Below are 22,905 nucleotides of genomic sequence, written 5' to 3'. Positions count from 1 at the left end.
TGAACTATGGCTATACGTCAGGCTGTCGCATAGCACACCTATAAATCAATATTTAGACACCACCTATCGCATAACACCCTGGTTTCTGCCCCAATTGTGACAAATCTCTGACTCAAGGTAGAAGATTATCAATACAGACCAGCTTGAGTGGGTGAGTCAAAAACGGCTACCGATCTGCGATTAAATTAACCGATGTTGCTCACTCAGTCAGCGCGTTGGCATCAGCTGGTGAGAAATCTAGGATCAACCCCATCGCCTTGAAAAGCTAAAGCTAAGGTAAAGCCGTCAAACTGACGCCGAAATATTTGTAGAATGATAATCGTTATCTCAACCATTCTCCGATGAGGCCATCGTCATGGTTACCGCTGCAATAGATACCGTCCCTGTCACCGTCCTAACGGGCTATCTGGGAGCCGGAAAAACAACCTTACTCAACCGCATTCTCACCCATGAACATGGCAAAAAAGTAGCCGTGATTGTCAATGAATTTGGTGAGGTAGGCATTGATAATCAGCTGGTGATCGATGCTGATGAAGAAATCTTTGAAATGAACAATGGCTGTATCTGTTGCACCGTACGGGGTGATCTGATTCGGATTATTGGCAACCTAATGCGACGGCGCGATAAGTTCGACCATATGGTGATTGAGACCACAGGGCTAGCGGATCCAGCTCCCGTGATCCAGACTTTCTTTGTAGATGAGGATATGCAAACCCAGCTCAATCTGGATGCAGTGGTGACGGTCGTGGATGCCAAGCATATTCATCAACATTGGGATGCGGATGAAGCCCAGGAGCAAATTGCTTTTGCGGATGTGGTGTTACTCAATAAAACCGATTTAGTCAGTGAAGCGGATTTGGCGGATCTGGAAAATCGAATCCGGTCCATGAACGCCATGACCAAAATTTACCGCACACAGGATGCGGCGGTGGAGATGGAGTCCATTTTAGGCGTGAGTGCCTTTGATCTAGACCGGGCCTTAGAGATCGACCCTGAGTTTTTGGGAGAAGATGCCCATGAGCATGACGAAACCGTAGGGTCGGTGGCCTTAACAGAATCGGGAGAGATCGATGGCGAACGGCTCAACGGTTGGCTAGGCAATCTGTTACAAACCAAAGGACCTGATATCTTTCGGATGAAGGGAATTTTGAATATTGCCGGAGAAGATCAGCGATTTGTGTTTCAGGGGGTTCATATGCTGTTTGATGGCCGTGCGGATCGCCCTTGGAAAGCCAGCGAAACCCGCAAGAATGAGCTGGTGTTTATTGGCCGCAATTTAGATGAAGATCAGTTAAGAAAGGGGTTCCAAGCTTGCCTCGTGTAACTCAGCCACGACTTGGGCGCAAATGGCGTGGGCGTTTAGATGATTATGTGACGGCCATTGCCTGGTCACCCGATAGCCAGCAGGTGGCCGCCTGCGATGGAGCGGGTAACGTTCAATGTCTCAATCGAATCACCCAACAAACCCATTGTCTGCAAACGGGCACTGGACAGTCAGTGGATGCCTTGGCTTACTCCGCTGATGGCCGTTTTCTCGCAGCAGGAGGGCAAGATGGCCGTGTTTCAATTTGGGAGATGAGCGGAGACGCACCGACGCTGTTCACCTGTCTAGAGAATCCTCGAACCTGGGTGGATCAGCTGGCCTGGCATCCTCGGCGTCAAGAATTGGTGTTTAGCTTGGGGCGCTATGCCCAGGTCTGGGAGGTTGAGACCCAGCAAGTCCTGACGACTCTCGCCTTTGAAAACTCTTCCGTTTTAGATTTAGCCTGGCACCCTCAACAGGATTGGCTGGCGGTCGGGGGCCATCAAGGGGTCAAAATTTGGCAGGATTGGGATCAAGATCCCGCCATTCGAGAGCTTCCAGGGTCGAGTATTTGTGTCTCTTGGTCACCAGACGGGCAATATTTAGCGTCAGGAAATTTAGATCGCACCATGGTGGTGTGGCCTTCAGAAGAAGACGTACCCTGGCGGATGACGGGTTTCCCAGGCAAAGTTCGGCAAATAGCCTGGTCAGCGGATGCTGAATCCCCTGATGCTGAACCCCTGCTGTCCGCAGCCAGTGGTAGCTGCATTACCACTTGGCACCGCCTAGGAAGTGGCTGGGAAGCAGAGCTGTTAGAAGAGCACACGCAAGCCGTCAATGCCATTGCCTTTCAGCCCAATACCACTCTTTTAGTATCCGCGGCAGCGGATGACTTTCTCTGTCTGTGGCAAGGTGGGGCCAAGCTAGTCCAAGCACAAAAAAGCATCAGTGGTTCAGCGCTGGCTTGGAGTCCAGATGGTCAGACCCTAGCCTTAGGGGGCCAGCAAGGAGAATGGCAGCTTTGGACCCAAAGTGCACGAGGTCAAGGATTTCTCTAGTTGTTGAATGGGGAGTATTGCCAATGGATTTGTTTAAAGCATCCACGCCTAAAGCGGATCTAGAACAGATTGAACGACTGAAAGCCTGGGTGTATGAAGCCTTTGCCATTCCTGCGGATATACCAGTATCTATTAGTCAGTTGGCCTGTCATAAGCCGGGTTGCCCACCCATAGAAACGGTGATTGCGATCATGACCCATCCCCCTCAGCAATATAAGCTCCATCAGGCTGTCCATGAGATTGCTCAGCAAGATGTTGATGCTCTCAGCAAATCTTTGGGTTAGGGTTTTTCAGTGTTTAGTACAGGATAAAACTCTTTAAGCTATACAGAGATAGGGTTTTAAAGAAAAAACGACTCCTCACAACTAGATCCGATGGGGAGCGTGTCACTTTTTCAGGAGAAAAATAGAGTCAAGTTGTCGATTGAGATAGGCACAGCGATGAGCTAGGACTTTGGGGATATGTTTTTCTTGCCATTGCGCACCTGAAATCTTTGTCCTTCGGTCAATTTGCTTAACAAGCGACTCAACGGCACCAGAGCCAATGGGTATTCCCTCAGCTTGATAGTAACCATAGTTGGGAATCCGCTCTCGGTGGTCTCGCAAATACTGACAGAACCGTTTAGCCTGAGGTTTGCTCAAACCACAGAACAAATCGATGGCCTCATCAATCTTCCCTCTCCACAAAAAGGTTTCAGCTTGCTGCAGCCGTTTGAGTGACCCACCGACTTTATGTAAATTCTCCATCAAGTGGAACCAGTCTAGGATCTGCTCCTGTTGAGTTGGCAGTCTCATCTGTCGGTAAAGCTTCCAAATCCCAACATGACCATCCCCAAGACAGTAAACCCTTGCAGCAAATCTGAAGCGGTTCACCGCCAGGCAGAGGGAAGTATGGTCTTGATAGTAGGCCAAGCCAACCCTATCGCCATTGATGCGAACTGCTTTATAACCACGCCAGTGGCAGGGTTCCCCTTTTGGAGTAATCAACCGAATATTGCCCCCATCTAAGCTGAGCTGAGTGACTCCTTGCGTCAAAGAGGGTGGACTGAAGGTTTGACGATGAACGAGACGCTGCTGCGTTTTGGAGCTGACTGTGATACCCGTTAAAACTGCTAGATCCTCTGATGCATGGGCATAGGAAACATTGGCACTAATACGCAGGGCGCACATCTCTAAGTAGGGGCTTAACTGACTGTTGGGCTTGACCTTGAGGGCTGTTGCTTGGGTCCGAGTGAGGTTGAGTTTGCCCAGAATGCTTTTTAAGGTCCGTCGATATTCTCCGACATCTGGCGGGCTAACTTGGTCGATAAAAAAAGACCCATTTGAGGCGACACATGAGTTTGCAGTTGAGTCCGAACGGTGCATTCAATCTCTGCCAAAGTCTTCATGGGCAGAGACTGGGATTGGGAGTCTTGATACAGCAGTTCTGAAATGCGTGTGACGCAAGCATTGAATTCTTGTTCTTCTTCTGGTGTCATAGTCAATAAGAGGGATCATCTAAGATCAATTATCATTTTCCTCTCAAAGAAGTGACACGCTCCCATCCGATGCTTTGTTAGTCAACAGCCTAAATTATTCTGCATTAGCCCCCTAAATCCCCCATTCTGGGGGACTTTGACTGTCGTTCAATGCTTTGCTCACTCGCCTGTCGGATGTGCTTCAGCACATTGTTTAGGGGGTGGATAACATCTGGGTTGCGGAATCGGATCACTCGGTAACCACGCTGGTTAAGTTGCTTGGTATGAGCTTCGTCGTACTCCACTTGCCGATCGTGGATGTCGCCATCTAGTTCAATCACTCATCGGTATTGGGGACAGTAGAAATCGATGATGAACGAACCGATGGCGTGTTGACAACGGAATTTCAGGCCGCTGAGTTGACGTTTTTGCTGTGCTTTCCACAGCTTTTGTTCTGCGGTCGTCAGATTTAGTCTTAGTCGTCGTGCGGCAGCAACGACTGCTGGGGTCGAGCCGTGAATGCAGTGGTGTTGCGTTCTCCTCTCTCGCATCTTGTGACCCCTAACCCTGTCTCACCTTTAGAGACCTCAAAGTCCCCCAGAATGGGGGATTTAGGGGGCCAATGAAGCATGCACTGGGCTTTCAAAACAGCCTCTAAACGTAGCTCACAATAACGATAGAAATAGAATATGATACCAAATCCGATTTATATACCCCCGATATAAAAGAAAGCCAAAAAATCTCAATAGCATTGATAGAAAGTATTGTAGATATAATCATTTCGGGGTTTTGCTAGTCGGATTTGGCATGATGGCTTCAATTTTTTTCTGTACTGAGTGTCCAGTGATATAACGCCCTGTAGCCTAAGCGAGCGGGGCGTTATGCTTCATGCAGGCTGAGCTAAATTAGTTGGCGCTATAGGGTAGGGATGAATGATGCAGATTAATCTTTAAATTGCCGTTTTTATCCTTAACGTAACCAAGGGTAAACTCCACTTTTACTTCTTCACCATCTGTTTTGGTGAAGAAGTAATTTCCCATTGCTACAGCTGAGTCCTCGTCAACAATGATGCCTTCGTTTTCCCAGCGAACTTTAGTGTAAGGTGCAAGAGCAAACCCCTTATCTTCTTTCAAATCTTGACCAATGAAATAGGATAAGGCTTCTTGTTTGGTCCCTCGGAATTGATCCTCAGACGCTAAGGTGGGTTTGAACAAAACGGAACCCATATCAAACCCGTAAAACTTATCAATATGGGCGATGGCTGCTTGTTTAGGGTCTGCAGCTTTGCCGATTTCTACAATGCCATTACCCCACGCGGCTTGTGCTGCTTCGACTTCTTCAGTGGTGATATCGGAAGCGTAAGCGCTTGCAGGAATGAGAACACTAGCTAATGCAAGAGTTAATGCTTGTTTCTTCACTTTTATCTCCAAATAAATAAAAAATTAAAGTCTATGCTGATTTTTTAGCTAGACTTTAAGAATATGAACTGTGTCAATTTTATAAGATTTAAGAAAAAATTTATATTTAATTTGCGATGTAATCGAGAAGAAAGTGCAGTAATATTCTCGAAACTGCCGTCGTTCCGGGCAGTGGAGTTGCGATGACCGTTAGCGTACCTTTAGGTCGTCCGCAGGACTTAGCTCTTCTTCTGGAGGCAGGTCGGTCGGCGAAAATTGCAATGCTCCAAACGCTCTTGAGGAAACGAATCTGGTTGCAAACGACAACAACATCGAGAAATCTACATCCAAAGGCAGGATTCATTCGTATTTTTAATATGAGCAATAGCCAAGCGCCAGCTTACGCTACTCAACGAATGCAAACCCCTAAAAGGAATTCTCCATTATGAAAACGACGACTAAAGCCGTTGCTGTTACCACCGCTTTATCAGGTGTGCTGGCCCTCGGCCTAGTGGCAACTCAATCGGATGATGCGGTTGCCGGTAAGCCCGGTTATGAAAAATGTGCGGGTATCGTCAAGGCTGGTCTCAATGACTGTGGTACTAGCAAGCATGACTGCTCTGGTAAAGCCACCGTTGATAACGATCTAGAAGAGTGGATTTATGTCCCTGCTGGCACCTGCGAAAAGATTGTTGGATCAACCTTGAAAGAGGCTGCGCCTCCTGCTGAGGCAGTTGAAGAAGGCAAGAAAGAAGGTTAGGTCGTTTCAATCATGCAAAGTTTGAGTGCCTGCTTGTGAAAAGCAGGCACCTTACGTTTTGGAGTATTTTATGGTTGCCATGACTGCAATTCAGGGTGCTGGGATTGGGTTGCGATCGCAACATTACGCCCATATCCTCACCCATCAACCCGACATACCCTGGCTAGAAGCCCTCTCCGACAACTATCTGGGGGGTGGTTTGCCCCTGTATCACCTGGAACAAATCCGAGCCCAGTATCCGATCACGCTGCATGGCGTTAGTTTGTCCCTGGGGTCGGCGGATCCGCTGAATATGGACTATCTGACTCAGCTCAAACAGCTGGCCGATCGGATCGAGCCATTTCATGTCTCCGATCATCTGGCCTGGGTCTCCGTCAACGGCCATTACTTTAATGACTTAGCGCCGTTGCCCTATACGGAATCGGTGCTCCAATACGTGGCTGATCGGATTTCGCAGGTACAGGAATTTCTCGGTCGCCGGATTTTGATTGAGAATCTATCGCCCTATCTTCAGTTTCGCCACAACAGCCTGACCGAATGGCAGTTCTTAGCCGCCCTTTTAGTTGAGGCCGATTGTCATCTGCTTTTGGATGTCAACAATGTCTATGTCAATGCCACCAATCATGGCTTTGACCCCTTGGATTATCTGGATGCGTTGCCCGTCGATCGGATTAAAGAGATCCATTTGGCGGGTTACGAAGAGCAGGACCACTTTTTATTTGATACCCACGGCTATCCGGTCCAGCCTGGGGTTTGGGAGCTTTATCAACAAGCACTCCGGCGGTTTGGTCCGGTGCCAACACTGATTGAATGGGATACGGATATTCCCAGCTTTGATGTTTTGATGGCCGAAGCCCAACAGGCCGACACCTACCTATGTCAACACCACCCCCAGAATTAAGGGAGTTACAGCGGTTGTTTTATGATGCGATCGCAACCAAAGACGCCGACAGCATCCAGCAGCTCCAACCCCAAATACGCAGCACCGAACACCTCTCCTTTGAACGAGGTTTATCCGCCTACCAGGGCAGCGTTGTCGGTAAATTAATCCGTGCCCTTGAAGATATTTATCCGGTCTGTTGTCGGTTGGTGGGGGTCCAGTTTTTTACAGCTATGGCCCGGCAATATATCTGCCGCCATCCATCCCAATCCCCTGACCTCGGGGATTATGGGGAACAGCTCCCGGCCTTTATCGCCCAGTTTGAACCGGCGGCCTCGTTACCCTACCTGCCGGATGTGGCTCGTTTAGAGTGGCATTGGCACCGCATTTTTAATAGTGCAGACCAACCGGGTTTAGATTTGGCTGCCTTGGGTCAAGTGCCACCTGAGCGTTGGCCTGAACTGGTGCTCCAGCTTCCTGATAATGCTGTGTTAATGACCTCCCCCTACCCTGTTCACCGAATTTGGCAAGTGAATCAGGCCGATGCCGCCAGTACCGAAACCATCGATCTGAACGAGGGCGACGTGAATCTGTTTCTTTGGCGAGACCAGTATGAAACCCGCATTGACTTGCCCAATGCTGCTGAGTGGCAGCTTCTACAAGCGTTTGCCTCCGGTGCTCCGTTTGGAGAGATTTGCGCCCAGTTTGAGCATAATGATGAGGTTGATGTGACTGCCCTGCTTCCGATCTGGGTGCAGCGAGGGTGGATATCCAGATTTATGCTCGGTTTAGATGCGAATAACATGGGTTAGAGAAGGCTATGCTATATGGCTCAGGGAATACCCTTATTAGACCTCTTGCATAATTCAACTAACAATAGGGTAGAAGACTAAAAACCTAGGTCAGATCGCGGCATTGTTTGCGTGGCTAGCACATCATGTAACAAAATATCGCAAGAGGTCTATTAACTCAGGATCCCCTTTTTGTTGAGCAATATCGATCGCAGATTTGCCCTTGAAATTAAACATTGAAGGGTTAGCTCCCAATTTCAATAACTGTTCCACTGTTGCTAGACGGTTAACTTGTGCAGAGTGAGTATAAGCAGAACTACTAATCGCGAACATGAGTGGGGTATAGCCGTGGACTGGTTCTTGAGCATGAATGTTGCATTGAGACTCTACAAGAACCTTTACAATTTCGGCATGTTGTTCTTTTGCTGCAATCATTAGGGCTGTTTTTCCAGATTCAGTGTGTTGTTCTTTATTTGCCCCTAGTTCAATGAGTAACTTTACGATATTTTGCTGTGCATAGAAAGCAGCAATACTTAATAAAGGCCAACCTTCATTATCTATAGAATTAACTTGTACACCATTATTTTCAATAAGTCGCTTAGCGATTTTTAGATTGCCATGACGTATTGCTTGGACACATTCAAATAAATAATCTATACTCTAGACGGCTAAGATATTAACTTTTTTAAAAGACTGAAACTTGAGTGATAGCAGGCTTGTGAGTTTCGCCTTATGCTCACCATTGCACTGGTCGAGGCACTGTTGAATGGCTCCCTTAAAGGCGGGGAAATCAGCATAATACTTTGAGTAGAGACATTCTTTGCGCACAAAGCGCCAGAGCCGCTCAATTAAATTCAAATGGGGTGAATAAGAGGGCAAGTAGACTAACTCAATATCGACGATCTCAGCAAAGTCTGTCACAAGCTGGCATTTTGATATCGAGCATTGTCTAAAATCACGCTGATGGGTATGACAGGGTCGAGTAGAGCAAGCTTGGCTAGCAACAAACACATGCTATGAGAGTTGATGTAGGTGTGGTTGGTGATGCTGATGATATCTTTAGTGACGGCGTTGAGCGCCCCGAGAACATTGAATCGTTGACGACCGGAAGGAGAGGGGATGAAGATCCGACGGATGCACCAGAGAAACCCCAGATAAGCCTGATGAACAAAATGAGCAGCATCTACAAAAAAGACAAGACGCTCTTGGCGTTGAGCTCCCTCTAATAAGGGTTCAAGGCAAGTTTTCGGAACTGCTCTTGCTCCTCAATTTTCTCGGGTAGACTCGACTTTCCCGGCACATACCCCACTTTTCGATAGCGACAACCGATGCGTTTGAGGAAAGCTTTGATCTGGGTTGGACTACGTTTAATGCCCGTCAATTGTTCAATGACTGCTTGAGCTTCTGCACTGGTGCGGGGCGGGTGTTGCTCAAAATAGGCTCTCACACTATCGCTATGAGCGTTGAGTGAACTGGGTTGACCTTTATATTCCAGGGTCTTCAGTCCTTCAATTCCTCCTTGTTGATACAAACGAAGGGTTTTGGCTAAGGTCGGACGGCTAATCTGACAAAGCTGGCAGATCTGGGCATGGGCAAGACCTTGACTCTTTAAGTAGAGGACTTCCATCCGTCGCTGCACCCGTGGGTGAGGATGATGATAGCGCTCGTAGTTGAGGTGTTGGATTTCCTCTGCGGTGAAATCAATTTTAATCATGCGAGTAGGAGAGTCGGTTGGGGGATACTCCCAGTGTGCCAAATCTCTCCGCTACAATGTTAAGCCACTAGTCGTCCGCAGTATATTTTCCGACCATTATTAATATAAAAACTAGTTATATATTTAGTGATTTCTTCATTGGTAGACATGAAAGCTAGATGGGAGCGTGTCACTTTTTCAGGAGAAAAATAGAGTCAAGTTGTCGATTGAGATAGGCACAGCGATGAGCTAGGACTTTGGGGATATGTTTTTCTTGCCATTGCGCACCTGAAATCTTTGTCCTTCGGTCAATTTGCTTAACAAGCGACTCAACGGCACCAGAGCCAATGGGTATTCCCTCAGCTTGATAGTAACCATAGTTGGGAATCCGCTCTCGGTGGTCTCGCAAATACTGACAGAACCGTTTAGCCTGAGGTTTGCTCAAACCACAGAACAAATCGATGGCCTCATCAATCTTCCCTCTCCACAAAAAGGTTTCAGCTTGCTGCAGCCGTTTGAGTGACCCACCGACTTTATGTAAATTCTCCATCAAGTGGAACCAGTCTAGGATCTGCTCCTGTTGAGTTGGCAGTCTCATCTGTCGGTAAAGCTTCCAAATCCCAACATGACCATCCCCAAGACAGTAAACCCTTGCAGCAAATCTGAAGCGGTTCACCGCCAGGCAGAGGGAAGTATGGTCTTGATAGTAGGCCAAGCCAACCCTATCGCCATTGATGCGAACTGCTTTATAACCACGCCAGTGGCAGGGTTCCCCTTTTGGAGTAATCAACCGAATATTGCCCCCATCTAAGCTGAGCTGAGTGACTCCTTGCGTCAAAGAGGGTGGACTGAAGGTTTGACGATGAACGAGACGCTGCTGCGTTTTGGAGCTGACTGTGATACCCGTTAAAACTGCTAGATCCTCTGATGCATGGGCATAGGAAACATTGGCACTAATACGCAGGGCGCACATCTCTAAGTAGGGGCTTAACTGACTGTTGGGCTTGACCTTGAGGGCTGTTGCTTGGGTCCGAGTGAGGTTGAGTTTGCCCAGAATGCTTTTAAGGTCCGTCGATATTCTCCGACATCTGGCGGGCTAACTTGGTCGATAAAAAAGACCCATTTGAGGCGACACATGAGTTTGCAGTTGAGTCCGAACGGTGCATTCAATCTCTGCCAAAGTATTCATGGGCAGAGACTGGGATTGGGAGTCTTGATACAGCAGTTCTGAAATGCGTGTGACGCAAGCATTGAATTCTTGTTCTTCTTCTGGTGTCATAGTCAATAAGAGGGATCATCTAAGATCAATTATCATTTTCCTCTCAAAGAAGTGACACGCTCCCAAGCTAGATGGAGAATAGAACAGCCATTTCTATCTTCAGCCAAGATATTTGCACCTGACTCAACCAACAACAGAACCATATCAAAAGAATCTGAACATATAGCTCCCATCAATGGTGTTCTTCCATCGTCAATTTCAAATTCTGAGTCAGCACCTGCATCAAGTAAGTACTTCGCAATTTCTGTATTTCCTGAACAAACTGCAAAATGTAGCGGAGATGAAATGTTACTGAAATTTACATCTGCTCCTTGTTGTATAAGATAAGAACCTATGTTGGTAAAACCAAATTCTACTGCCAAATCTAAAGGGGAGTACCCAGGATAATCAAGGTCATTAATTGCTCTAAGATAATCTCCATTATCAGAAATCGACTTTATGCTATCTAAGTCATTTATTTTGATATACTCAAATATCCTGTGTGATATTGAATCAATGACCATTATCTAATCTTCCTAATAATTTTGGAGTAGTAGATGATTGAACACCATTTTGGATGTATGGCTAATAATATAAATATACATGCTTCAAGTTAGTGGCATGGATACATCACATTGTTTTTTTGATGATGTAATAAACATAATTGATCCATCAAATTATGAATATTTGATCAGTTCTTTCTTTTTAGCTTCACCCTTAGGTCTCGCATTACAATCCAAGAAAAAATTAACAGGTACCCATTGGAAATTTTTTACATGATTCTTGAAAGTCTTCCATGTGTAACTTGATTGTGGTCCTCATAACTACGATCTATCTTTGAAAGATGAAGAGGCTGTTTGAGAATAGTTAGGTTCCCATGGAAGCTTTCGATCAAATCAACAGAAGTAAGTATCTGTACCTCGAATCAATTACCGAACCAGAAGATAATACTCTACGTCTAGTCTTAGCCGAAGTTAAAGCGAATGGCCCAGAGCATGACATGGAAATAGCTGGCACAACAATATCTGGGCTTCGTAACATTGAAACCACCGAAGGCTGTGCTATTTATGAAATATTTTTTACTGAGTACATTTGTTACAACGTCACGAACGAGTCTTATGCCGATAATGCACCTCAAGACACATATGTGGGCAAGTTGGCTCGTCTCTATAAAAGTTCAGCTTATATAGGGTTTATGGAGGTTAGCACGTTCGCCACTTCTGACTACCCAGGTCCATTCAGCCACTATGGTTTTTGTTGTCTAAATCATTGCGTTGATGTTATTTCAACCACAAAGCCGCAGATTGTGCGTCGTGTTGTACCCTAGCAAGGGTCTGCAAGGGACGCTCGCGCCCCTGAGACCAATTTGTTTTGTTAGGTGGCAGTTGTTATTCGTCTGGTAGAAACTCAGCATCCATCATCTGCTCTGACGCATAGGGAGACTCTACAGGAAAGGTTTCTAGAGGAAGCCCTGTTTCTTCTGCTGCTTTTTGACGGGCCTGTTGGTAGGTTTTATCAAAAATCTGTGGGTAGAAATTCTTTAGGCTGGGACTGTCTTCTAGGGTGTCCTGTATGCGAATACGATGTTCAATGATAGTCCCGCGCCAGCTATTACTCCGTTTACCGGGTTGGTACTGCCACTTGAGTAAATGCATTAAAAGAATACGGAGATTACTTCTCAATGCATTCTTTTCGTGGCGTCCCAAGCTCTCAACCTCTTCAATCAAATTCTCAAGATCTAGCTCACTAAATTTACCTTGCTTCAGTAGTTCAGCCGTTTTATCGATCCATTCAACGAAATCCGTTTCATAGAGAGATTCGTTAGATCGATGATCGCGCTCACCAGGTTTTGCAGAGCTAGGCAGTCGGGTGCTGGTCATATCGTCACCAAAACTTTGGTTACATCACTAATCTGACACATTGAACTTTTTCATTGAGGATAGATCTGGATCACAACACTCCAGACCTTCGGTGAGGCTGTTTTATCTCCTGAATTCGCACAATCTGCTCCTAAGTGATTGTGCCTCAACTTCAACCTTTATGTCCTGGATAGATACCTCTGCAATTTTATTCCTTTAGATCGCAGCATGAGTTACAACGCCTCAACAGTTGACCGTTAAAATCTAAGGGCAGGTAAGGCGTGACCCCTTAAAATTTGTGACCCAGTCTAAACCCAAGGATATTTGCCAAGTCCGTTGTTTTAATGAGGAATTGGTCACCCAAGCGAATGAAGCACTGCCGGGAGAAGATCTACTGGCGGAGATTCAAGTGCTGTTCAGTGCGTTAGCCGATCGGTCCCGGTTAAAAATTTTGTATACCCTGAGTGAGGGGACTGAACTCTGTGTTTGTGATGTGGCGTCTTTGCTGGGGATGAAGATTGCAACGGCGTCCCATCATCTGCGAAAGCTGCGAGATCTCCAAATTCTGAAGTATCGCAATGATGGCAAATTAGCGTACTACTCTCTCAAGGATCAGCGTGTCGCTGAGATTCTCCACTATACCCTGAACCAACTGGTCGAATAAGTCATTCTAATGTTGACTTGAATGTTTGATTTGGGTGCAGTAACATTCTAATACTGCTTTGAATGTTTGAATGTGGAGAATCGCTATGGGCGATCATTGCTGCCAAGCCAAAGCCAAGGAATTGTCAAAGCTGAGACAGCAGCAGGCAAAAATCCTTTGGGCTGTTCTGCTGATCAACCTTCTAATGTTTTTCGTTGAATTTGGGGCAGGGATTCGGGCAGAATCTCTCTCCCTCACTGGGGATTCGTTGGATATGCTGGGGGATGCCTTGGTCTATGCCAGCAGTTTGTATGTCCTCAATAAGAGCGTTAAAGCCCAGGCAGGAGCCGCTTTTCTTAAGGGTTTGATTATGTTCTTGTTGGCGATTGGTGTTTTTGCAAGAGCCAGCTATCAACTGTTTACCGGCGCGAGTCCAGAAGCCTCAACCATGGGCCTAGTGGGCATTATTGCTTTACTCGCAAATTTGTTCTGTCTCCTACTCCTGACCCGACATCGGCAAGATAATTTGAATATGTCTTCGGTGTGGTTATGTTCTCGTAACGACATTATCGCCAACACATCTGTATTGGCGGCAGCAGGATTAGTCTCCCTGACTCGATCTATCCTGCCGGATTTAGCGGTGGGGTTGCTGCTAACAGTTGTTTTTACCCAGTCAGCGGCAAAAGTATTGTCCCAATCCTGGCGACAGATGCAACAAGTCTAATTGCCGTCATATAGGCGGTGTATCTATGCTTTCAGGATTTCATTCGCTTGGCTTGCTGAGATATCGAAGATTAATTGAGGGATCTCTGTCCGTTCAATTTAAATCATCTTCAACACTTACCTGGCACCATACCTGCGATGTACCGATGAATGATTGCCTCTTGCTGATTAGGACCTAGATAGTTAGCCTGAATCAAGGTATCTATACCAATGCCGTTGACAAGGGCAAGTAGGGCATTGGCCTCCACTTGAGGCACGAGATCTGCCTGAATAAGCCCCTTGGATTGGAGAGCTTGCAACTCCTGAATAATGACCGCCCGCAGTTCTGCGGCACTCTGTCGATGCTCTTCCATCAAACCATCACGGCCAACGGCGTAGCCTAAAAAAGCAACCCATACCCGGAGGATTTCTTGCCGTTCTTGGTCTAGTGGCAGAAAGGACAATAGCATTGTTGCCAATCGATCAATCCCCTCGACATTCTCGATCGCCGACTGCATACTCACTTGCAAGCGTTCTGTGACTTGATGCAAGGCAAACAGAATTAGCTCCTGCTTATTGCGGAAATAATGGGTAACGACCCCTGTTGTGCAATTCATTTCCTGTGCGATCGCACGCATACTGGCACGGTCTAACCCCTCCCTGACGATGACACGCCAGGCGGCTTCAGAGACTTCAAGACGCCGGTCTTGCTGAGACATAAACGTTAACTACAACGCAGTACAAACTCGATTGACAAATATCATAACAGTCATTATGTTAATTACATAACAACTGTTATGATGCTGCGAATATGAAAGATCCAATTCAAGCCTCAATACAATTCGAGCCACAAGAATGCTGGTCTAGTCCAATGCCCCGCCCTGGTCTCAGGGGGCCATTGGATCGCTTCATTGGTCCCGGTGCGACTGCTGCTGAGATGATTCTTCAGTTTGTACCTGCCTTTTTAGCAGCGATCGCGGCTCCGGCTTACGCAATGGCATTGCCGATTGCATGGACACCACTACAACTGGGACTCATTTCGGTCTTAGGTGTCGACTTTGTTGGAGGTGTTCTGACGAACGCGACTGCTGCTGCTAAGCGTTGGTATCACCGACCTAGCCAGGGATGGCAACAGCATATGGATTTTGTGGCTCTGCACTTGGTCCATATTGGTCTTGTTGCGCTGCTGTTTCGGGGGGGGGATTGGCCTTTCTTTGTCGGTGTATCTGGCTATCTGCTGGGGGCATCGGCGTTGATCTTGGGCTGCCCGCTTTATCTCCAGCGGCCTATTGCTCTGGGGCTTTATGCTATAGCGCTACTGGGTGATCGCTACTGTTTCGCAGCTACTCCTGGTTTGGAGTGGTTTTTGCCCCTGCTTTTTCTGAAGCTATTGGTTAGCCACCTACTTCATGAAACACCCTATCGCCCTGGGGAAAAGCTGTAGGCCACTTGCTTTTTGTCGATTTCGAGTTCTTTTTTCCTAAAGGATGAGGATATCATCATGACTACTATCATTTCGTCTAACCACCAGCCTGCTCAATTCTTAAAAGCAATCCAGTATGGTGCTCCTGCTCTACTTGCTCTTTCATCGGGTTTACTTACTAGCTTGGTGCCAGGAGGACTCATTGAGACCCGCAGTTTTGCCCACATTAATCCCATTGTTTTAGGGAGCTTTAATACCTTTCTAACCTCTCTAAGTCTGTTGAGCTTGTTGTTGATTTATTTTGTCTGGCAACGTCAGCGCTGGGCTTATGCAGCATCAGCGATTACTGGCCTGTCTTATTTTCTGGTGTATGTACTTGATTTAGGTCGCCTGTTCCCGGTGTCCCCTGACGCAATGTCTTCAGCTCTATTCGTGATTGAAGTCCTCGGAACCATTGTTTCGTTGCCTTTAATGATCGTTTCAGTGCAAGGGTTATGGCTTAGTAGAGAGCTGTCGCTTCCTAGCCCTCAGGTTGGCAACCACTCCTTTACTCGGGTCAAGCAGTTTACCGCTGCACTTGTCATCGCACTGCTTGGGCTTGGTATTATCACCTTCGCTACGCGCTCTGCAATGGGGCTATAGACCAGGTACTCTAGCTGTTTGGAAGGATCATTCTCGATCTCAAGATGGGTTGGGTTCGATCCTTCTAAGGCTAATGAAAAAACTTGAAGCCCAGTCGATGTTGGAGGCTTAATAGACATGAGGACTGAGGATGGAATTTTAATTGCGGGTGGCTATGGTGTCGTTGGACATCAAATTACAAGTCTCATCCGACAGCGCCACTCTGATCTACCGCTGATTATCGCTGGACGAACTCTCGATAAAGCCGAGTCGGTAGCCCACCAATTAGGTAATGCCAGCAGTATCAGCTTGGATGTTGAGCAACCCAATCCTTTAGAAGGTTTAAAGCCCCGAGCGATTATCGCAGTGGTGAATGACCCCCATGATTACCTGTTGAGGGATGCCGTCAAAAATGGCATTCCCTATGTAGATATCACCCGTTGGTCAGAGCGATTCAAAGATGCGATCGCATGGCTCTCAGTCGAAAAATTAAAGGCCCCGGTTCTCCTCTCGTCAGGATGGATGGGTGGTCTTGCAGCCGTGATCGCTGTGGCGTTAGCCCAGTCTCAGCATCAGGTGAATAGCATTGACATTAGTGTTCTGTTCTCAACCAAAGATAAATCAGGCCCCAATTCCGTTGAGTATATGGATCGGTTAGCGACACCATTCGAAGTCATGATCGATGGTGAACACCGTCATGTTTTCCCCTACACAGATCCTCGCACTACCACGTTTCCTGGTGGTTACACCACAAAAGTTTACCGTTTTGATACGCCGGATCTCCTGACGCTGCCCAGTACGATAGGGGCAAAAACTGTGTCAGCTCGGATCGCCTTTGATGATGCATCCTCCATGAACCTTCTCCGTTTCCTGACCCGTTCTGGAATTTGGAAACTAATCAGTGGCGACTGCTTTACACCATTGCGGCGATCGCTACTCTACAATCCTGGCAGCGGAGCCAGTCACGAGATTGTGATTACGGTCTCTGGGGTTGATAGAGACGGTCATCCAATAGCAGCCAATGCCATGATCTCAGATCCAAAGGGTCAAACTCACTTGACAGCGTTAGGTGCCCTTACACAACTAGAACGTTTGCTGGGTTTGGATGGGACTCCACCACCTGCTCCCGGCATTGTTTATCCAGATACAGCGCCCCAAACTGATAGCGTTCTTCAAGTCTTGAGTGACTTTGGTGTCTCTATCTCAAGTCAAGATTTCAATAGACCTTATCGGAAATAGCTGAAAGCCTTACTGGGAAAGCGTTTTATTTTTGGAGAAAAATCGACCTCAAAAACTTACGACATAGACGTTTGAAGTTATTCTCACCCATTTTATTTCCGATAAGGTTTAATACTGAACCATGAACTAGCTAGGATTCCATGCGGTGTCGCTTCTATGTTGTGAGGAAGATGGAGATTGACTGAGCAGTTTAGTGGGCTGACACCATGCTAGTGTCCAAAAATGTTGGAAGAAAACAGTCTTCATGAAAGGCCAAATTGGTGCAGTCTCTTCTCAGTTTATTCGCAAGCTGGTGGCGGCTGCGGAGAATCTCGAAGACCCGATCAGTGTGCTTGCTAGCGTCGGATTACCTGCCGAGGCTGATTCCGAAACAGCAACTCAACAAATGGTCGCGGCAAATGCTTTTTATGACCTAATCGACCACCTTGGTGTGGACAACGATGCTGAGTTTCCTTTCCGCTATGCATTGGGGGCAACCCCTGATGACTTTGGGGCGCTGGGGTTAGCCCTCAAGACGGCTGAAACATTGCGCGGAACGCTGGAGCGACTCATTCGCTATTTTCTACTGTTAACAGACACTGCCAACTATGAATTTCAGGACCATGCCGAGGGTGCCTGGTTCATTTTCTATAGGCCCGTGCCGGATCGCTCCGCTGTGCGAATTGCTAACGAATGTGCCTTGGCTGCCATTGTGTCACTCCTACGCCAGGTCTCGAAATTGCCAGTTGCACCGCTCTCTGTCTCATTTACCCATCAACGTCCGGCTAACACAGACGTACATCACCGCTACTTTGACTGTTCGATCAGTTTTGAGGCCGAACATAACGCTATACTGCTCAGCCATGAGCTACTTGACACAAAATCTGCGCTCGGTGATGAAGGGCTTTCTCGATTTCTGCTAGCTCACTTAGATCAGAATCTGCAACAAGCCCAGCAGTCGAGATCGTTAGAAATACAGGTCAAGCAGACCGTAGCAGATGCTCTCAGTGATGGGGTGCCCAAGATCGCCCAGGTTGCTCGCCGATTAGGGATGAGTGAACGCACACTCCATCGTCGTCTGGCCGATCTAAACAGCACATTTCAGACCTTAGTAGATGAAACCCGCCAGGATGTGGCGCAGTCACTGCTGATGCATACTGACTACTCGTTGGCAGATGTTGCCTTTTTGAGCGGCTTTGCTGAGCAAAGTTCATTTCAGCGGGCCTTTAAGCGCTGGTTCGAGCAAACACCAGCCGCGTTTCGGAAGGCCAGTCTATAGTCCCTCAAAGGATTTCAACCAATTGACTGCAAAAGCCAATGACTTGGCAGAGACGGTCAATACATCCAGGGGTGCCCCCGGATATCTTCGTAGACATCAACTCAATCCCGCAAAGGAGATCCAAGATGTCTGAATTACTGAACGTTCTCGTTGTTGGTGCCACTGGCGGTACAGGACGTGCGACCGTCGAACGGCTTGCCGCTGAGGGGCACCGCGTTACCGCCTTCTCTCGTAGTGCAGATCGCCTCGCTAACGAAATCGATGGCATCACCACTGTCAATGGTGACGTCACCGATCCACATGCTGTTGAGCAAGCTGTCGCAGGTCAGGATGTTGTGATTGTCACGCTGGGGATTACAGAAAATCCGCTCCGCGTGCGCTTTCTGGGACCAGCCCGAACCCCAATTAATGTGCGCTCCCAAGGGACGAAGCATGTGATCTCTGCGATGAAAAAGCATGGGGCGCGACGACTGATCGTGCAGAGTTCCTACGGTGTCGGCGAGACTCAGGGATTCCTTGGCTTCACGGATCAACTCCTTTTCAGCTTGCTGCTGAAACCTCAAATCGCAGATACCGAAATCCAAGAGCAGTATGTGCGTGCCAGCGGACTTGATTGGGTGTTGGCCCAGCCTGTCCATCTGAAGGATGACGAAGCCACTAAGCCTTTTCTCTCAACCCAAGGGGAAACCCGATTGATGCAGGTTGCTCGTCAGACGGTCGCGAAGTTCTTAGCCTTAGCCGCCCACGAGGAAGCGTACGTGGGCCAATCAGTCACTATCTCGGGGTAAAGCGTTCCCCAATCAACTGAGGGGTAATGCCTGCAAACTTTACCCCTCCAAACACACAGATTTACCTTGTCGACCGCAGGAGAAAGATCATGACTAACACGTTTGCAACCCAACAACCCAACACTGCTAACTTAATCAGTCATACATTCCTAGTTGTGCGTTGCCTCATGTTATTAAGCAGCCCGCTCTCCTTTACAACACCAGCTAGCGCCACACCTTTTCCCCATCTACAACTTAGGAAAACCCACGGGGTATCGACGCTTGTAAAGGAGGCTCATCTTGAACAGCGTGGTTCTCATGGCGCATGGAACCTTGTGAATCAATAATGCGCTATCAAAATCCAGCTCAAAACAAGGGGCAATGTCTGCAAGCTTTACTCTTTCAAGCAAAACTGACAGAGAATTTAGGAGAAAGAACAATGGAAACACTGACCTTGGCAATTGCAATTGCCGCCGCCGCAATGGGAGGCATCTTCTTAGCCTTTTCTTCATTCATAATGACGGCCTTTGGCAACCTCCAGCCTTCTGAAGGGATTCGAGCAATGCAGCGCATCAATATTGATGTCTTTTGCTGGTCATTTACGCTTTTATTTTTGGGATTGCCATTAACGTTCATCAGCTTAGGACTCTATGGCCTCTGGCAGTGGAATTCACCGGATTCTGTCTACCTGCTGAGCAGTGGTCTTGTCTATCTGATGGGTTGTCTTGTGGTCACTATATTCGGGAATGTGCCCCTCAATGAAAAGCTTGCCCGAGTTGATCCCGAATCATCCCAAGGCGCAGCATTATGGAGCCATTATCTAGCCCAATGGACGGGATGGAACCATGTACGAACGGTTGCTTGCTTAGCAGCGGCACTGTTACTCAGCCTCAGAGTTTATGGCTAGTTGTAACGAGAAGGAGGCTAACGATCATGCGAGTGTCTAACTTTTCACGAATTCTGTTGTGCCTTACTGGAGGAATTGCGATCACAATTGGTGGGCTTGTGCTCTACTCTCCCTCTGATTTCTATGCCCTGAACCACATCGATCTCGGGGGCAACATAAACCTTCTCAGCGAAATCCGTGCGCCTGCTGGAGCCTTGTTTGCCAGCGGTCTGGTGATGCTGCTCGGTGTGTTTATGACTTCACTCACCTTCACGTCTACTATCCTGGCGACGTTGATTTACCTATCCTATGGTTGCTCTCGATTCGCAGGAATGGCCATTGATGGTGTTCCCAGTTCATCCTTAGTCTGGTCTGCAGGGATTGAACTTGGCCTAGGACTGCTCTGCTTGTTGTGTCTTTGGTGCGAACAATGGACGATGAACTCCCATGAATAATGGTTGTGCTGTTTTGCCGAAAGGGTGAACTTATTGTTCTGATCAACTAACCCACAACGCCCATACAGCAATATCTCAGCTTGATTTCCCTGCATGTTCCCTTCGTATGGAATCTCGTGTTATGCCATCGACCCGTTCTGTTACTCCAGCTCCAGGTGTCTGCACCATGAAAGCGATTACACAACTTCAGTATGGCCCCCGACGTTTTGCAATTGGCCGATGTCGCTAAACCCTCCAACCTCACGTTTGAGGCTGCTGCTGTCCCTACATCGGTGATTACCGCCCTACGGGCGCTGCGGGAATGTGGGTAGATTCGTACGGGGCAAAGGGTGTTGATTAATGGTACCTCCGGTGGCACAATCCTTCTCCCAATCAGCGTGTAATCAGTCAGGGAGTGTCGTTATACCAGTAATTATGAGAGAGCAAACCGATGAACAAAGTTGCTGTATTTGGGAATGCGGGCGGTGGTAAATCCACCTTAAGCAAACGGCTGGCTTACATGACTGGCTTGCCCTGGGTGCCGCTGGATTCGCTGAAGTATCAGCCCGGTGGCGGCGAAGTCCCCCATGCCGAGTTCAAAGCTGCCCATGATGCGCTTTTGAAGCAAGACCAGTGGATCATCGATGGCTTTGGCTCACCAGATACCGTATGGAATCGTTTGGCGGTGGCCGACACCTTGGTGTATCTCGATATGCCTGTGCTGCGGCACTACTGGTGGGTCACGAAGCGATTCTTCGAAGGGGCCTGGGTAAAACCCGCAGGTTGGCCCGAGCAGAGTCCGTTATTGAAAGGAACGCTGAATTCCTACGCCATTGTCCGGTTATGCCATACCAAGCTGACACCCAGATATCGGGACTATGTAGATCAGGCGAAGGCAACAAAGCAGGTTTACCATTTGCGATCGCATCCAGATATCGTCCAGTTTTACAAGACTATAGCCACACACACCAACACTATATAGGAGCTGAACCATGGCTCAATCAACTAAATTTTGGGACAAGATTGCCGACAAGTATTCCAAGCAGCCCATTGCCGATGAGGCCGCCTATCAGAAGAAACTAGCGGTCGCTCGCGATTACTTTCGCCCCGATATGGAAGTGCTAGAAATCGGCTGCGATACGGGGTCAACAGCCATTCTCCATGCCCCTTACGTGAAGCACATCCGCGCTATTGATTTCTCGACCAACATGATTGCTATTGCCCAGGGCAAGGCCGAGGCTGAAAATATCCATAACGTCACTTTTGAACAGGCCACCATTGAAGACCTCGCTATTCCTGATCAGAGTCTGGATGCGGTGCTGGGCCTTAGCATTTTGCATTTGTTGGAAGACAAAGAGGGTACGATGGCCTCCGGCCTACCTTCGGTAATCTCATGGGTCTACCAAATGCTCAAACCGGGAGGCATTTTTGTAACCAGTACCGTCTGCATCGGAGACACCATGGGCTGGTTTAAGCTGATCGCGCCCATTGGCCGATTCCTCGGGTTTTTCCCTTTCGTTGCGGTCTTAACCACCCAAGCGTTAGCAGACAGCTTAACCCAGGCCGGATTTGAGCTGGACTACCAGTGGCAACCGAGCAAGGGTAAAGCAGTGTTCATTGTCGCCCAAAAGCCTGCATAAACGACCATGAAGATGACACTGGATCACGTCTTTATATTGGTGGAGCCGGAAGCTAAGGTGGCTGATCTGCTGCTTGAACAGGACTTTTTCTCGAACGCCACGAGGCAGGAAAACTCTCAATAAGGAAGCGACATGGTTGTTTTAGTTGTACTACTCAGCGTATTTGCTGTGACTTGGGGACTATTAGCGATCACCCAACGTCCCCGCCAGATTCGGACTGCTGGCTGTATTGCCTTTGCGGCTTTGTTTATCTTCACAGGGATCAGCCATTTTTCTTTGGCCGCAGGCATGGTGCAGATGCTGCCTGAATGGGTTCCGGGGCGCTATCCAATCATTTACATCACCGGAATCATGGAAATTATTCTGGGACTTGGCTTTTTATGGCCATCAGTCCGACGTATGAGTGGTCTATTGACACTTACCTTCTTGATTGCTGTACTTCCATCTAATATCTATGCGGCTTTAAATTCCGTTGACTTTGGTGGAAATATTAACGGCCCTCGCTACCTGTTCTTTCGTGTACCCCTACAACTTTTCTTATTGTGGTGGGTCTGGTTCATGGCGGTGCGTCGCTCTTAACTGGTTCGATAGCTTGGAATACCCAGGAATATTGTGGTTAGCTCCGTTTTTAATTGCGCGACTCTGTATTGCTTGAGCATTCCACTCCGTGCTCTCGGCTGGCCATAGCTTTCTAACAATCAAATCCACGCAACATTTCGCCCTCTATAAACAGGGGGTCAACTTGACCATGCAATTAAACACAACAATCCCCATATCAGAACGCTGGAGGACTGCTCCCAGTACCGACACCCTGCGATCGATCTAAGACTCATCGGC

General features: G+C 47.8%; 25 protein-coding genes and 3 pseudogenes. 19 read left to right on the top strand and 9 right to left on the bottom strand.

The genetic code is table 11. The features are described 5' to 3' along the window. Positions 1-355 precede the first annotated feature (355 nt). The 3 genes from ON05_RS17055 to ON05_RS17045 are packed head-to-tail and all read left to right on the top strand — an operon-like array spanning position 356 to position 2,645. On the top strand, positions 356-1,324 hold the full coding sequence (locus ON05_RS17055; protein ID WP_010474111.1) for a GTP-binding protein: 969 nt from the start codon (positions 356-358) through the stop codon (positions 1,322-1,324). Continuing rightward, a complete protein-coding gene (locus ON05_RS17050; RefSeq protein ID WP_010474114.1) occupies positions 1,312-2,361 on the top strand; it encodes a WD40 repeat domain-containing protein in 1,050 nt (349 codons plus the stop codon). Before ON05_RS17055 ends, ON05_RS17050 begins: the two co-directional genes overlap by 13 nt. Before the next feature lie 23 nt (positions 2,362-2,384). Beyond that, positions 2,385-2,645 (top strand): hypothetical protein, encoded by a 261-nt coding sequence (locus ON05_RS17045; RefSeq protein WP_010474116.1) that lies wholly within the window; start codon positions 2,385-2,387, stop codon positions 2,643-2,645. 102 nt (positions 2,646-2,747) lie between these two features. Here ON05_RS17045 and ON05_RS17040 read toward each other — a convergent pair. The 3 genes and pseudogenes from ON05_RS17040 to ON05_RS17030 all read right to left on the bottom strand — a co-directional run bounded on the left by ON05_RS17040 (position 2,748) and on the right by ON05_RS17030 (position 5,235). Beyond that, a protein-coding gene (locus ON05_RS17040) for an ISKra4-like element ISAcas2 family transposase (protein ID WP_085945282.1) occupies positions 2,748-3,838 on the bottom strand; the annotation gives its coding sequence in 2 pieces (ribosomal slippage) (positions 2,748-3,676 and positions 3,676-3,838; 1,092 coding nt in all). Positions 3,839-3,942: 104 nt separating this feature from the next. Further along, positions 3,943-4,368 (bottom strand): annotated as a pseudogene (locus ON05_RS17035) (endonuclease domain-containing protein). Between the two features lie 354 nt (positions 4,369-4,722). Next, positions 4,723-5,235, bottom strand: coding sequence for a hypothetical protein (locus tag ON05_RS17030; RefSeq protein WP_010482218.1), 513 nt, complete (start codon positions 5,233-5,235; stop codon positions 4,723-4,725). Positions 5,236-5,659: 424 nt separating this feature from the next. Here ON05_RS17030 and ON05_RS17025 point away from each other — a divergent pair, with 424 nt between their 5' ends. The 3 genes from ON05_RS17025 to ON05_RS17015 all read left to right on the top strand — a co-directional run bounded on the left by ON05_RS17025 (position 5,660) and on the right by ON05_RS17015 (position 7,666). Next, positions 5,660-5,974: a DUF2282 domain-containing protein gene (locus tag ON05_RS17025; RefSeq protein ID WP_010482220.1), complete on the top strand. Its 315-nt coding sequence runs from the start codon at positions 5,660-5,662 to the stop codon at positions 5,972-5,974. Positions 5,975-6,044: 70 nt separating this feature from the next. Beyond that, the gene (locus ON05_RS17020) at positions 6,045-6,875 is read left to right on the top strand and encodes a DUF692 domain-containing protein (RefSeq protein WP_010482221.1); all 831 of its coding nucleotides are present in this window, start codon (positions 6,045-6,047) and stop codon (positions 6,873-6,875) included. Then, positions 6,851-7,666, top strand: a complete 816-nt coding sequence (locus ON05_RS17015; protein WP_029315890.1) for a DUF2063 domain-containing protein — start codon at positions 6,851-6,853, stop codon at positions 7,664-7,666. The genes ON05_RS17020 and ON05_RS17015 overlap by 25 nt, the downstream gene beginning before the upstream one ends. Before the next feature lie 123 nt (positions 7,667-7,789). Here the strand turns inward: ON05_RS17015 and ON05_RS17010 are convergent, their stop codons facing one another. The 4 genes and pseudogenes from ON05_RS17010 to ON05_RS16995 form a co-directional block, all read right to left on the bottom strand. Beyond that, positions 7,790-8,272, bottom strand: coding sequence for an ankyrin repeat domain-containing protein (locus ON05_RS17010; RefSeq protein ID WP_396149768.1), 483 nt, complete (start codon positions 8,270-8,272; stop codon positions 7,790-7,792). 33 nt (positions 8,273-8,305) lie between these two features. Then, positions 8,306-9,401, bottom strand: a pseudogene (locus tag ON05_RS17005) (IS630 family transposase). A 127-nt stretch (positions 9,402-9,528) separates the two neighbouring features. Then, positions 9,529-10,617, bottom strand: a pseudogene (locus ON05_RS17000) (ISKra4-like element ISAcas2 family transposase). Positions 10,618-10,649: 32 nt separating this feature from the next. Next, entirely contained in the window at positions 10,650-11,120 is a 471-nt protein-coding gene (locus ON05_RS16995; protein ID WP_010469431.1) for an ankyrin repeat domain-containing protein, read from the bottom strand. Positions 11,121-11,473: 353 nt separating this feature from the next. Here ON05_RS16995 and ON05_RS16990 point away from each other — a divergent pair, with 353 nt between their 5' ends. Further along, positions 11,474-11,923, top strand: coding sequence for a hypothetical protein (locus tag ON05_RS16990; RefSeq protein WP_010469434.1), 450 nt, complete (start codon positions 11,474-11,476; stop codon positions 11,921-11,923). A gap of 61 nt (positions 11,924-11,984) precedes the next feature. Here ON05_RS16990 and ON05_RS16985 read toward each other — a convergent pair whose 3' ends face one another. Then, positions 11,985-12,476: a DUF29 domain-containing protein gene (locus ON05_RS16985; RefSeq protein WP_010469435.1), complete on the bottom strand. Its 492-nt coding sequence runs from the start codon at positions 12,474-12,476 to the stop codon at positions 11,985-11,987. A gap of 277 nt (positions 12,477-12,753) precedes the next feature. Here ON05_RS16985 and ON05_RS16980 point away from each other — a divergent pair, with 277 nt between their 5' ends. Further along, positions 12,754-13,119: a metalloregulator ArsR/SmtB family transcription factor gene (locus ON05_RS16980; protein ID WP_010469437.1), complete on the top strand. Its 366-nt coding sequence runs from the start codon at positions 12,754-12,756 to the stop codon at positions 13,117-13,119. 85 nt (positions 13,120-13,204) lie between these two features. Continuing rightward, positions 13,205-13,822 (top strand): cation transporter, encoded by a 618-nt coding sequence (locus tag ON05_RS16975; RefSeq protein ID WP_010469438.1) that lies wholly within the window; start codon positions 13,205-13,207, stop codon positions 13,820-13,822. A 109-nt stretch (positions 13,823-13,931) separates the two neighbouring features. On the opposite strand, the gene ON05_RS16970 is transcribed toward ON05_RS16975, so the two are convergent. Next, positions 13,932-14,519 carry a TetR/AcrR family transcriptional regulator gene (locus ON05_RS16970; protein WP_010469441.1) on the bottom strand — a complete coding sequence of 196 codons (588 nt, stop codon included), beginning with the start codon at positions 14,517-14,519 and terminating at the stop codon, positions 13,932-13,934. A 152-nt stretch (positions 14,520-14,671) separates the two neighbouring features. Here ON05_RS16970 and ON05_RS16965 point away from each other — a divergent pair, with 152 nt between their 5' ends. From ON05_RS16965 to ON05_RS16920, 10 genes are all read left to right on the top strand, one after another. After that, a complete protein-coding gene (locus ON05_RS16965) occupies positions 14,672-15,244 on the top strand; it encodes a hypothetical protein (RefSeq protein ID WP_010469443.1) in 573 nt (190 codons plus the stop codon). 57 nt (positions 15,245-15,301) lie between these two features. Next, on the top strand, positions 15,302-15,865 hold the full coding sequence (locus ON05_RS16960) for a hypothetical protein (RefSeq protein ID WP_010469444.1): 564 nt from the start codon (positions 15,302-15,304) through the stop codon (positions 15,863-15,865). A 117-nt stretch (positions 15,866-15,982) separates the two neighbouring features. Then, on the top strand, positions 15,983-17,083 hold the full coding sequence (locus ON05_RS16955) for a saccharopine dehydrogenase family protein (protein ID WP_010469445.1): 1,101 nt from the start codon (positions 15,983-15,985) through the stop codon (positions 17,081-17,083). Positions 17,084-17,327: 244 nt separating this feature from the next. Continuing rightward, positions 17,328-18,341: an AraC family transcriptional regulator gene (locus tag ON05_RS16950; protein WP_010469446.1), complete on the top strand. Its 1,014-nt coding sequence runs from the start codon at positions 17,328-17,330 to the stop codon at positions 18,339-18,341. A gap of 125 nt (positions 18,342-18,466) precedes the next feature. Continuing rightward, a complete protein-coding gene (locus ON05_RS16945; RefSeq protein WP_010469447.1) occupies positions 18,467-19,129 on the top strand; it encodes an NAD(P)-dependent oxidoreductase in 663 nt (220 codons plus the stop codon). Between the two features lie 418 nt (positions 19,130-19,547). Then, positions 19,548-20,015: a DUF1772 domain-containing protein gene (locus ON05_RS16940; protein ID WP_050857425.1), complete on the top strand. Its 468-nt coding sequence runs from the start codon at positions 19,548-19,550 to the stop codon at positions 20,013-20,015. A 26-nt stretch (positions 20,016-20,041) separates the two neighbouring features. After that, on the top strand, positions 20,042-20,449 hold the full coding sequence (locus tag ON05_RS16935; protein WP_010469449.1) for a DUF4345 domain-containing protein: 408 nt from the start codon (positions 20,042-20,044) through the stop codon (positions 20,447-20,449). A gap of 430 nt (positions 20,450-20,879) precedes the next feature. After that, complete coding sequence (locus tag ON05_RS16930) at positions 20,880-21,410, top strand: hypothetical protein (RefSeq protein ID WP_010469451.1); 531 nt, start codon at positions 20,880-20,882, stop codon at positions 21,408-21,410. Between the two features lie 10 nt (positions 21,411-21,420). After that, positions 21,421-22,068 carry a class I SAM-dependent methyltransferase gene (locus ON05_RS16925; RefSeq protein ID WP_010469453.1) on the top strand — a complete coding sequence of 216 codons (648 nt, stop codon included), beginning with the start codon at positions 21,421-21,423 and terminating at the stop codon, positions 22,066-22,068. Between the two features lie 132 nt (positions 22,069-22,200). Further along, the gene (locus ON05_RS16920; RefSeq protein ID WP_010469454.1) at positions 22,201-22,647 is read left to right on the top strand and encodes a hypothetical protein; all 447 of its coding nucleotides are present in this window, start codon (positions 22,201-22,203) and stop codon (positions 22,645-22,647) included. The last annotated feature ends 258 nt before the right edge of the window (positions 22,648-22,905 follow it).

The organism is Acaryochloris sp. CCMEE 5410 (genome assembly GCF_000238775.2).
GTDB lineage: Bacteria > Cyanobacteriota > Cyanobacteriia > Thermosynechococcales > Thermosynechococcaceae > Acaryochloris.
This window is presented reverse-complemented; position numbering and strand designations above follow the sequence as displayed.

Coding starts and splice junctions, on each gene's coding strand:
- ON05_RS16935 (WP_010469449.1), top strand. CDS start 20,042: ATGCGAGTGTCTAACTTTTCACGAATTCTGTTGTGCCTTACTGGAGGA.
- ON05_RS17015 (WP_029315890.1), top strand. CDS start 6,851: ATGTCAACACCACCCCCAGAATTAAGGGAGTTACAGCGGTTGTTTTAT.
- ON05_RS16960 (WP_010469444.1), top strand. CDS start 15,302: ATGACTACTATCATTTCGTCTAACCACCAGCCTGCTCAATTCTTAAAA.
- ON05_RS16920 (WP_010469454.1), top strand. CDS start 22,201: ATGGTTGTTTTAGTTGTACTACTCAGCGTATTTGCTGTGACTTGGGGA.
- ON05_RS16970 (WP_010469441.1), bottom strand. CDS start 14,519: ATGTCTCAGCAAGACCGGCGTCTTGAAGTCTCTGAAGCCGCCTGGCGT.
- ON05_RS16945 (WP_010469447.1), top strand. CDS start 18,467: ATGTCTGAATTACTGAACGTTCTCGTTGTTGGTGCCACTGGCGGTACA.
- ON05_RS17055 (WP_010474111.1), top strand. CDS start 356: ATGGTTACCGCTGCAATAGATACCGTCCCTGTCACCGTCCTAACGGGC.
- ON05_RS16950 (WP_010469446.1), top strand. CDS start 17,328: ATGAAAGGCCAAATTGGTGCAGTCTCTTCTCAGTTTATTCGCAAGCTG.
- ON05_RS16995 (WP_010469431.1), bottom strand. CDS start 11,120: ATGGTCATTGATTCAATATCACACAGGATATTTGAGTATATCAAAATA.
- ON05_RS16975 (WP_010469438.1), top strand. CDS start 13,205: ATGGGCGATCATTGCTGCCAAGCCAAAGCCAAGGAATTGTCAAAGCTG.
- ON05_RS17020 (WP_010482221.1), top strand. CDS start 6,045: ATGGTTGCCATGACTGCAATTCAGGGTGCTGGGATTGGGTTGCGATCG.
- ON05_RS16955 (WP_010469445.1), top strand. CDS start 15,983: ATGAGGACTGAGGATGGAATTTTAATTGCGGGTGGCTATGGTGTCGTT.
- ON05_RS16990 (WP_010469434.1), top strand. CDS start 11,474: ATGGAAGCTTTCGATCAAATCAACAGAAGTAAGTATCTGTACCTCGAA.
- ON05_RS17045 (WP_010474116.1), top strand. CDS start 2,385: ATGGATTTGTTTAAAGCATCCACGCCTAAAGCGGATCTAGAACAGATT.
- ON05_RS16940 (WP_050857425.1), top strand. CDS start 19,548: ATGGAAACACTGACCTTGGCAATTGCAATTGCCGCCGCCGCAATGGGA.
- ON05_RS16965 (WP_010469443.1), top strand. CDS start 14,672: ATGCCCCGCCCTGGTCTCAGGGGGCCATTGGATCGCTTCATTGGTCCC.
- ON05_RS17025 (WP_010482220.1), top strand. CDS start 5,660: ATGAAAACGACGACTAAAGCCGTTGCTGTTACCACCGCTTTATCAGGT.
- ON05_RS16925 (WP_010469453.1), top strand. CDS start 21,421: ATGGCTCAATCAACTAAATTTTGGGACAAGATTGCCGACAAGTATTCC.
- ON05_RS16985 (WP_010469435.1), bottom strand. CDS start 12,476: ATGACCAGCACCCGACTGCCTAGCTCTGCAAAACCTGGTGAGCGCGAT.
- ON05_RS16930 (WP_010469451.1), top strand. CDS start 20,880: ATGAACAAAGTTGCTGTATTTGGGAATGCGGGCGGTGGTAAATCCACC.